Raw genomic sequence first — 9,765 nt, 5'->3', positions numbered from 1 at the left:
AGATGTGTATAAGAGACAGGAACTAGGCTGCTGACGTGGTCGAACCAGTGCGCAACGACGCCCGCGGCATCATCGCGCCCGAGGCGGGGCTGGCCCGGTTCCAGCTGGACCGCCACCCGCCGTCCCCGGCGGTGGCGAGGTTCGTCGACCGGTACTGGAGCGTGACGTGGGACCTGCGCGGCCGCGCCCCCCACACCCAGCGGGTCTTCGCCCACCCGGTGGTCAACGTCGTCTTCTCACCCGGCGCCGCCGCCGTGCACGGTCCCACGACCCGGGTCTCCGAGCAGACGCTGCACGGCGCTGGCTGGGTACTCGGCGTCATGTTCCGCCCGGCCGGCTTCCGCCCGTTCCTGGGCCGCCCGATGTCCGGGATCCTCGACGCCGTGCTCGACCTCGCCGAGGTCATGGGCCCGGCGGCCGCCGAGGCCGTGGCCGCCGTCACCGCGGCGCCGGACGCCCGGGCCCGCGCCGCCGCAGCGGACGCGTTCCTCGCCGGCCGGCTGCCGCGCCACCCCCAGCCCTCGGAGCGCACCGGCGCGGCCGCCGAGCGCGCCGCCGCCGACCCCGCCGTGGTCAGCGTCGAATCGCTCGCCGCCGGAGAGGGCCTGAGCGTGCGCCAGCTGCAGCGCCGGTTCGCCGACCATGTCGGCCTGGGCCCCAAGGCGGTGATCCGCCGCTACCGCCTCTACGAGGTCGCCGAACGCGCCCGCCGCGGCGGCGACGTCCACTGGGCCCGGCTCGCCGCCGAACTCGGCTACAGCGACCAGTCGCACCTCACCCGCGAGTTCACCGCGGTCGTCGGCACGCCCCCGCAGCGCTACCACCGCGCCTGCCGCACCTGACCCGTAGGCCCGCGGCCGCTCCCCGCGACCGCGCACCGGCGCGGGCCGCCGCCGGGGTGCCGGTGCCACCCGGCCGTCAGCGGTGGACGCCGCAGGCCGCCGGCACTCCTCCGGGAGCGGACTCCCCGCGCGCGGCGCGGGGGAGCCGAGGAGGCCGCCGGGCGGTCCGCGAACCCCGAGGAAGCGCCGGCGGGGACGGCGTACCCTCCACCGGGCCACGTCGGCTGCCCGGCGGCCCGCGGCTCCGGTCGGCGATGGCCCGGGCCATCCCGGAGCGGATCAGGGCATCGCCGACCGGAGTCGCGGAGTGGGGCCTCCCCGCCGCCGAGGAGCGTGCCGGGCGGAGCCGCCCGGCCGGACGCCGGCGTCCGCGGCTGCCAGCGGAGGCGGCCGGCCACCGCCCGCGCCCACGGGGCAGGCGGGCGGGACCGCCCTCCGCCGTGCCCGCAGGCGGTCCCGCCGACCTCCCCAGCGGCCGGACGCCCACGCGGCGGAGCGGGCGGGTCGAAGTGCGGAAACGTTCCCCTCACCGCGCCCGGCGCAGCACCCACGCGGCTCCCGCCGCCGCCGCGCCGCCGCACGCGGCGGCGCCCACCGCGGCCGCGTGCCGGGACAACCACGCCTGCGGGCTGCGCCGGTGCGCGCGGTCGTCGAAGCGGCCGTGCGCGCCGAAGTCGTGCCCCCCGGGCCCGTCGGCCGGCCGCCACAGGTTCACCGGCTGGTCGGCGGGGCGCGGTTGCGCCGTCTGCTGCGAGGCGTAGCCCGTGCGGGCCAGGTAGCGGTCGAGCAGCCCCGCCGCGACCTTGTTCGCCAGGATCGTCGCCGCGGTCGAGCCGCCCACCCAGTACTCGCGCCTACGCGGGTGGTCGGCCGCGTACACCACCGAGCGCGCGGCCACCTCCGGCTGGTAGATCGGCGGCACCGGCTGGGCGCGCCGCGGCAGCCGGGACAGCACCCAGTCGAACTGCGGTGTGTTGACCGCCGGCATCTGCACCATCGTGGCCGCCACCCCCGAGCCCTCGTGCAGCAGCTCGCAGCGCAGCGCGTCCTGGAAGCCCTGGATGGCGTGCTTGGCCGCGCAGTACGCCGACTGCAACGGGATGCCCCGGTAGGCCAGCGCGGAGCCCACCTGCACGATGGCACCGCGGTCCCGGGGCAGCATGCGGGCCAGCGCCGCCTTGGTCCCGTGCACGTAACCGAGGTAGGTGACCTCGGTGACCCGGCGGAACTCCTCGGGCGCGATCTCGGTCACGGGCGCGAACACCGACGTGAAGGCGTCGTTCACCCACACGTCGATCGGCCCGAGCTCCTCCTCGACCCGGGCGGCCGCGCCGTCCACCGAATCGAAGTCCGCCACGTCCACCGGCACCGGCAGCGCGGTGCCGCCGGCCGCCCGCACCTCCTCCGCGGCCGCCGCCAACCCGCGCTCACCGCGTGCCAGCAGTGCCACCGAGTCGCCGCGCGCCCCGAACCGGACGGCCGCGGCCCGCCCGATCCCGCCGCTGGCACCCGTCACCACCACGACCTTCGACCGCCCGGCCATGTCGCGCTCCCCCCTGTCCCTCTCCCGCCTCCGCGCGCCGCCGCCCCGCTACCCGCGCCGGTCGCCGCCATGCGCGGACGCCGCCGGCCGCCCCCGCGGGTTTACCGCCGCGACCAGCGGTTAGCGGCCAGCGCACCGGGCGTTCCGGCCCGGCGCGCGGCCGGGATGCCCGGCCGCGAGCACGGACGGCCTCGGAAGGGCGGTGCGCGGACGTGGCAGTGCGGCTACCCGCTCCCGGCGTGCGCACGCACGCCGGCCCGCCGGTCGACGTCGCGGCGCTGCGCCGCGACCTCGCCGACCGCGTCGCCGGCGAGGTCCGGTTCGACGACGGCTCCCGCTCCGTCTACGCCACCGGCGGATCCAACTACCGCCAGGTCCCGATCGGCGTCGTCGTCCCCCGCGACGTCGCCGACGCCGCCGAGGCGCTCGCGGTGTGCCGCGAGCACGACGCCCCCGTCCTCTCCCGCGGCGGCGGCACCAGCCTCGCCGGCCAGTGCTGCAACGTCGCCGTGGTCCTGGACTGGTCCAAGTACGCCAACCGGCTGGTCGAACTCGACACCGAGGCCGGCACCGCGGTCGTGGAGCCCGGCATCGTCCTCGACACGCTGAACGCGCACACCCGCCAGCACGGGCGGCTGGTCTTCGGCCCAAAGCCCTCGACCCACGACCACTGCACCATCGGCGGCATGATCGGCAACAACTCCTGCGGATCCACCGCCCAGGCCTACGGCAAGACCTCCGACAACGTCCGCCGGCTGGAGGTGCTCACCTACGACGGCTGCCGGATGTGGGTCGGGCCGACCGATGACGACGACTACGCCCGCATCCTCGCCGCCGGCGGCCGCCCCGCCGACATCCACCGCCGGCTCCGCGAACTCCGCGACCGCCACGCACTCGCGATCCGCCGCCGCTTCCCCGACATCCCCCGCCGGGTCTCCGGCTACAACCTCGACGCCCTCCTCCCCGAGAACGGCTTCGACATCGCCCGCGCCCTCGTCGGCTCCGAGGGCACGCTAGTCACCGTGCTCCGCGCCGAGCTGCGGCTGGTCCGCGAGCCCGCCGCCTCCTCCCTGGTCGTGTGCGGCTACCCCGACGTCTTCGCCGCCGCCGACGCCGTGCCCGACGTCACCCCCTTCGAGCCCCTCGCCCTGGAAGGGCTCGACAGCAAGCTCATCGGCTACGAGCGCCGCAAGCACCTGGCCCCCACCGCGGCCCTCGACGGGCTCCCCGAGGGCAGCGGATGGCTCATGGTGCGCTTCGGCGGTGCCGACCGGCGCGAGGCCGAGGACCGCGCCGCACAGTTCCGCGACGCCATGCGCGGGCTCCGCAACCCGCCCACGATCCGCGTCTACGACGATCCCGCCCAGGAGGACGCCCTGTGGCGCATCCGCGAGTCGGGCCTCGGCGCCACCGCGCGGGTCCCCGCGCAGCCCGACACCTGGGAGGGCTGGGAGGACTCCGCCGTCGCGCCGGAGAACTTCGGGGACTACCTCCGCGACCTGCACGCCCTGCTGGAGGAGTTCGGCTACGCGGAGCGCTCCTCGCTCTACGGCCACTTCGGCCACGGCTGCCTGCACACCCGCATCCCCTTCGACCTGCGCTCCCGGCCCGGTATCGCCGACTACCGGCGGTTCGTCGAGCGCGCCGCCGACCTGGTGGTGCGGCACGGCGGCTCCTTCTCCGGCGAGCACGGCGACGGCCAGTCCCGCGCCGAACTGTGGCCGAAGATGTTCGGCGCCGAACTCATGCCGGCCTTCGCCGAGTTCAAGCGGATCTTCGACCCCGGCGACCGCATGAACCCCGGCAAGCTCATCCACCCCGACGGCGCCCGCCCCCAGCGCCTCGACGACAACCTCCGCCTGGGGGCCGACTACCAGCCGGCCACCCCCGCCACCCGCTTCGGCTACCCCCGCGACGACGGCAGCCTGGCCCGCGCCGCGCTGCGCTGCGTCGGCGTGGGCAAGTGCCGGCACGACTCCGGCGGCGTGATGTGCCCCAGCTACCGGGTCACCCGCGAGGAGGAGCACTCCACCCGCGGCCGGGCCCGGCTGCTCTTCGACATGCTGCAGGGCGGCCTCATCGCCGACGGCTGGCGCTCCCGCGAGCTGCGCGACGCCCTCGACCTCTGCCTCGCCTGCAAGGGCTGCCGCAAGGACTGCCCCGTCAACGTCGACATGGCCACCTACAAGGCCGAGTTCCTGTCCCACCACTACGCCTGGCGGCCCCGCCCGCTCCCGCACTACGCCATGGGCTGGCTCCCGCTGTGGGCCCGCGCCGCGGCCCTGGGCCCCGGGGCCGTCAACGCCCTCACCGCCGCCCCGCCGCTCGCCCGCGCCGCCGCCTGGCTCGGCGGCCTCGCGGCCGAGCGCCCCATCCCGGCGTTCGCCCCCGTCCGGTTCCGCGACGCCTTCCGCCGCCGCGCCGCGCGGGGCGCGGGCGACCCCGGGGAGGCCCCGCGCGGCCCGGTGCTGCTGTGGCCCGACACCTTCACCGACAACCTGCGCCCCGAGATCGGCGCCGCCGCGGTCCGCGTCCTGGAGGCGGCCGGCTTCGCCGTCCGCGTCCCCGCGGCGACGCTCTGCTGCGGACTGACCTGGATCTCCACCGGGCAGCTCGGCGTCGCCCGCCGCGTCCTGCGGCGCACCGTCACCGCCCTGCGCGCGGAGATCCGGGCCGGCACCCCCGTCGTCGGGCTGGAGCCCTCCTGCACGGCCGTGCTCCGCTCGGACGCCCCCGACCTCTTCCCGCACGACGAGGACGTCCGCCGGCTGCGCGACCAGACCTACACCCTCGCCGAACTCCTCACCCGCCACGCCCCCGACTGGCAGCCGCCCCGCCTGGAGCGCGGTGCCGTCGCCCAGCCGCACTGCCACCAGCACGCCGTGCTCGGCTTCGACGCCGACCGGGAGCTGCTCGCCGGCGCCGGAGCCGACCCCGAGGTGCTCGACGTCGGCTGCTGCGGCCTCGCCGGCGACTTCGGCTTCACCGACGGCCACTACGCGGTGTCCATGGCGTGCGCCGAGGACGGCCTGCTGCCCGCCGTCCGCGCCGCCGACCCCGCCGCCGTGCTGCTCGCCGACGGCTTCAGCTGCCGCACCCAGATCGAGCACGCCGGCACCGGCCGGGAGGCGCTGCACCTCGCCGAGGCCCTCGACCTCGCGCTGCGCGGCGCGCTGCCCGACCGCCACCCCGAGCGCGCCGCCACCCGGCTCACCGCCCCCCGCCGGGCCCGCCCCTACGACGCGCGGGCGCTGCGGGCCGAGGCCGTCGCCGCCGGGCGGCCGCGCCGCGCCCCCGGGCGGCACACATGGCGGTGAGCGGCGCCGACCCGGCCGTCGAGGAGGTCGAGGCGGCCGTCTACACGGTGCCCGTCGACCGCCCCTCCGGCGACGGCACCCTCACCTGGGACGCCACCACCATGGTGCTGGTGCGGGCGGTCGGCGGCGGCCGGAGCGGCCTCGGCTGGACCTACGGCGCCGCCGCGTGCGGAGCACTCGTCCGCGACCTGCTCGCGCCGCGGGTCTGCGGCCGGCCGGCCCTGGACGTCCCGGCCGCCCTGCAGGACATGCTCGCGGCCGTACGCAACGCCGGGCGCCCCGGCGCGGTGAGCTGCGCGGTCTCCGCGGTCGAGACCGCGCTGTGGGACCTCAAGGCGCGGCTGCTCGGCCTCCCGCTGTACCGGCTGCTCGGCGCGGTGCGCCACGAGGTGCCGCTGTACGGCAGCGGCGGGCTGACCACCTACGACGACGCCGTGCTGCGCGAGCAGCTGGCCGGCTGGGTGCACGGGCAGGGTTTCGGCCGCGTCAAGATCAAGATCGCCGAGTCGTGGGGGCGCCGCGAGTCCCGCGACCTGCACCGCCTGGCGCTGGCCCGGGAGGTGGTCGGCCCCGGCACCGAGCTGTTCGCCGACGCCAACGGCGGCTACACCGTCAAGCAGGCCATCCGGGTCGGCCGCCGTATGGCCGACCTCGACGTCCGGTGGTTCGAGGAGCCGGTCTCCTCCGACGACCCCGCCGGCCTGCGCCGGGTGCGCGACCGGGTCGCGATGGACGTCGCCGCCGGCGAGTACGGCTTCGGCCCCGGCCACTTCCGCGGCCTGTGCGCCGCCGGCGCCGTGGACTGCCTGCAGGTCGACGTGACCCGCTGCGGGGGCATCCTGGAGTTCCTGCGCGCGGCCGCGCTCGCCGCCGCCCACGGCCTGGACGTCTCCGCGCACTGCGCGCCGCACCTGCACCTGCACGTCGCCGCGGCCGTGCCCCGCCTGCGCCACATCGAGTGGTTCCACGACCACGTCCGCATCGAGACGCGCTTCTTCGACGGCGCGCCCCCGCCGGCCGGCGGCGTCCTGCGGCCGGACCCGGACCGCCCGGGCCACGGCCTGCGACTGCGGGAGCGCGACGCCGAGCCCTACCGGACCGGCTGACCCGCCGCCGAGGGCAGGCACCGCGCGGGGCGACGCGTCCGCCCATCCCACCGGTTGCGACAATGGAGCCGGTGCCCGCCCCCGAGCCGCCGGGAGCGCGCCCGAGGTACCGCCACCAGTACAGGGGGTTGTCCGCATCATGTCCAGCGCACCCATCGACGACCCGCGCCAGGACGCGCCGCGCGTCGGCGAACCCAAGAGCGCCGCGGCCGGCATCCCGGCCGTCGTCAACAGCGTCCGCATCGTGGGGCGCCAGGCCGGCCCGCGGCGCGGCCTGCTCACCCTGCTCAACGTCAACCAGGACAAGGGCTTCGACTGCCCCGGCTGCGCGTGGCCGGAGCCCGACCACCGGCACGCCGCCGAGTTCTGCGAGAACGGCGCGAAGGCGGTCGCCGAGGAGGCCACCCGGCGCGCCGTGCAACCGGAGTTCTTCGCCCGCCACTCCGTCGCCGACCTCGCCGGCCGCTCGGGCTACTGGCTCGGCCAGCAGGGCCGCCTCACCCGGCCGATGTACCTCGCCGAAGGCGCCGACCACTACGTCCCGGTCACCTGGGACGAGGCGTTCGACCTCGTCGCCGGCGAGCTGACCGCCCTCGACTCGCCCGACCAGGCCGCCTTCTACACCTCCGGGCGCACCAGCAACGAGGCGGCGTTCCTCTACCAGCTCTTCGCCCGCCGCTTCGGCACCAACAACCTGCCGGACTGCTCCAACATGTGCCACGAGTCGTCGGGCTCCGCCCTCACCGAGACGCTCGGCGTCGGCAAGGGCAGCGTCCTGCTGGAGGACCTCTACCAGGCCGACCTCATCATCGTCGCCGGCCAGAACCCCGGCACCAACCACCCGCGCATGCTCACCGCGCTGGAGAAGGCCAAGAAGGCCGGTGCCCGCATCATCACCGTGAACCCGCTGCCCGAGGCCGGCATGCAGCGGTTCCGCAACCCCCAGACCCCCGGCGGCGTCCTCGGCCGCGGCACCCGCCTCACCGACCTGTTCCTGCAGATCCGCCTCGGCGGCGACCTCGCCCTCTTCAGCGCGTTCAACCGCCTGCTGCTGCAGGCCGACGAGGCCGGGACCGGGACCCCGATCGACCACGCGTTCATCGAGGAGCACACCAGCGGCTTCGCGGACTTCGCCGCCGCCCTGCTCAAACCCGACGAGGCGACGTTCTGGGCCGAGGTCGGCGAGGCCACCGGCCTGAGCCGGGAGCGGATCGAGGAGGCGCTGGCCATGGTGCTGGCCTCCCGGCGCACCGTGGTCTGCTGGGCCATGGGCCTGACCCAGCACCGGCACTCCGTGCCGACCATCCGGGAGGTCGTCAACTTCCTGCTGCTGCGCGGCGACATCGGCCGCCCCGGCTCGGGCGTCTGCCCGGTGCGCGGGCACAGCAACGTCCAGGGCGACCGGACCATGGGCATCTTCGAACGCCCCGACGACCGCTTCCTGGACGCGCTCGGCGCCGAGTTCGCCTTCGAGCCGCCCCGCCACCACGGCTACGACGTGGTGCGGACCATCCGGGCGATGCGCGACGGCGCCGTCAAGGTGTTCTTCGCGATGGGCGGCAACTTCGTGTCGGCCTCGCCCGACACCCTCGCCACCGAGCAGGCCATGCGCCGGTGCTCCCTCACCGTGCACGTCTCCACGAAGCTGAACCGCTCGCACGCCGTCACCGGGGCCCGCGCCCTCATCCTGCCCGCACTCGGCCGCACCGACCGCGACGTCCGGGACGGCCGCGAGCGGTTCGTCACCGTCGAGGACTCGATGGGCAAGGTGCACGCCTCGCGTGGCTCGGTGCCGCCGCTGTCGCCCGACATGCGCTCCGAGGTCGACATCATCGCCGGCCTGGCCCGCCGCGTCCTCGGCCCCGGCGACACCGTGCCCTGGGAGGAGCTCGCGGCCGACTACGACCGCGTCCGGGACCGCGTCGCGCGGGTCGTCCCCGGCTTCGAGGACTTCAACGCCCGCGTCCGCGCGCCGGGCGGGTTCACGCTCCCGCACGCCCCGCGCGACAGCCGCAGCTTCCCCACGGCCACCGGCCGGGCCAACTTCACCGTCAACGAGATCACGGTGCTGCGGGTCCCCGAGGGCCGGCTGCTGCTGCAGACGCTGCGCTCCCACGACCAGTACAACACCACGATCTACGGCCTCGACGACCGCTACCGCGGCATCCACGACGGCCGCCGCGTGGTGCTGGTCAACCCCCGCGACGCCGAGCGGCTCGGCGCCGCGGACGGCGACTACGTGGACCTGGTCAGCGAGTTCGCCGACGGGGTGGAGCGCCGCGCCCCGCACTTCCGGGTGGTGCACTATCCGACGGCCGAGGGGTGCGCCGCCGCCTACTACCCGGAGGCCAACGTCCTGGTGCCGCTCGACTCCACCGCGGAGGTCAGCAACACACCGACCTCCAAGTCGGTCGTCGTGCGCTTCGAGGCCGACAGCGGCGTCCCCGCCGTGATCTGACGCCCGGCCCGGCGCCGGGGGACCGGCGCCGGGCCGCTCCACCTCCCGCGCTCCGTGGACCGGGCGGGGCGGGTGTGCTAGCGTGACAACTGGGTTGCAGTCGTTGATTTCGCCTGATCACTCGTGATCGCCCGCGGAGTTTTTGACCAGCGGGCGTTTTTCTTTTCGAGGAAGGTTCGCAGCACCCCCGGACTCGCAGGGTGCGGGTCTGGAATCGGACTCGGAAGGAGACCGAGCATGACTCAGGGAACCGTGAAGTGGTTCAACGGCGAAAAGGGCTTCGGCTTCATCAGCCAGGACGAGGGCGGCCCCGACGTCTTCGTGCACTACAGCAACATCGCCGGCAACGGCTTCCGCAACCTCGATGAGAACCAGCGCGTCGAGTTCGACGTCGCCCAGGGCCCGAAGGGCCCGCAGGCCGAGAACGTGCGCGCCCTCTAGCAGCGGCAGCGGAAACGTCGGCGGGGGCCGTCCGGGAGACCGGGCAGCCCCCGTCCGC

Annotated in this window: 6 protein-coding genes; 5 read left to right on the top strand and 1 reads right to left on the bottom strand. The window is 75.9% G+C overall.

Annotation, left to right across the window (positions count from 1 at the left end; translation table 11 throughout):
- The first annotated feature begins 35 nt into the window (after nt 1-35).
- Nucleotides 36-842 carry a helix-turn-helix domain-containing protein gene (locus tag DEF28_RS23325; protein ID WP_233515498.1) on the top strand — a complete coding sequence of 269 codons (807 nt, stop codon included), beginning with the start codon at nt 36-38 and terminating at the stop codon, nt 840-842.
- 526 nt (nt 843-1,368) lie between these two features.
- Here the strand turns inward: DEF28_RS23325 and DEF28_RS23320 are convergent.
- Nucleotides 1,369-2,385 (bottom strand): SDR family oxidoreductase, encoded by a 1,017-nt coding sequence (locus tag DEF28_RS23320; protein ID WP_114397192.1) that lies wholly within the window; start codon nt 2,383-2,385, stop codon nt 1,369-1,371.
- Nucleotides 2,386-2,597: 212 nt separating this feature from the next.
- On the opposite strand from DEF28_RS23320, the gene DEF28_RS23315 reads away from it, so the two are divergent.
- The 4 genes from DEF28_RS23315 to DEF28_RS23300 all read left to right on the top strand — a co-directional run bounded on the left by DEF28_RS23315 (nt 2,598) and on the right by DEF28_RS23300 (nt 9,707).
- Nucleotides 2,598-5,702, top strand: coding sequence for an FAD-binding and (Fe-S)-binding domain-containing protein (locus tag DEF28_RS23315; RefSeq protein ID WP_181874257.1), 3,105 nt, complete (start codon nt 2,598-2,600; stop codon nt 5,700-5,702).
- Complete coding sequence (locus DEF28_RS23310) at nt 5,693-6,808, top strand: enolase C-terminal domain-like protein (RefSeq protein ID WP_114397190.1); 1,116 nt, start codon at nt 5,693-5,695, stop codon at nt 6,806-6,808. Before DEF28_RS23315 ends, DEF28_RS23310 begins: the two co-directional genes overlap by 10 nt.
- A 139-nt stretch (nt 6,809-6,947) precedes the next feature.
- On the top strand, nt 6,948-9,266 hold the full coding sequence (locus tag DEF28_RS23305) for an FdhF/YdeP family oxidoreductase (RefSeq protein ID WP_114397189.1): 2,319 nt from the start codon (nt 6,948-6,950) through the stop codon (nt 9,264-9,266).
- Nucleotides 9,267-9,503: 237 nt separating this feature from the next.
- Nucleotides 9,504-9,707 (top strand): cold-shock protein, encoded by a 204-nt coding sequence (locus DEF28_RS23300; protein WP_114397188.1) that lies wholly within the window; start codon nt 9,504-9,506, stop codon nt 9,705-9,707.
- The last annotated feature ends 58 nt before the right edge of the window (nt 9,708-9,765 follow it).

The sequence above is a fragment of the Marinitenerispora sediminis genome (assembly GCF_003336425.1).
Lineage (GTDB): Bacteria > Actinomycetota > Actinomycetes > Streptosporangiales > Streptosporangiaceae > Marinitenerispora > Marinitenerispora sediminis.
The sequence above is the reverse complement of the archived record's forward strand: the minus strand, read 5'-3'. Positions and strand labels throughout refer to the sequence as shown.